Genomic DNA, 301 nt, shown 5'->3' with positions numbered 1-301 from the left:
GTTATCATGTTCTTTATATAGTCTGCGTGTCCAGGACAGTCTACGTGAGCGTAGTGTCTTTTTGGTGTTTCGTATTCTACGTGGGTTATATTGATGGTTATACCTCTTTCTTTTTCTTCTGGTGCTTTGTCTATTTCCTCATAGCGATAGCATTTTGCCTTACCGCCTGGCAATACACCAGCACCCAACACACATGTAATAGCAGAGGTCAAGGTAGATTTACCATGGTCAACGTGACCTATGGTACCTACGTTGATGTGCTCTTTTTCTCTAACAAACTTTTCCTTTGCCATAAAACACT

General features: G+C 41.2%; 1 protein-coding gene. It reads right to left on the bottom strand.

Going from position 1 to position 301, the window contains the following annotated elements:
- Positions 1–293, bottom strand: a 293-nt coding sequence (locus tag ACYQZV_RS09145) for a GTP-binding protein (RefSeq protein ID WP_459895347.1), incomplete at its 3' end; no start/stop codon positions are given.
- Between the last annotated feature and the right edge of the window lie 8 nt (positions 294–301).

It is taken from the genome of Hydrogenobaculum acidophilum (assembly GCF_054656715.1).
This window is presented reverse-complemented; position numbering and strand designations above follow the sequence as displayed.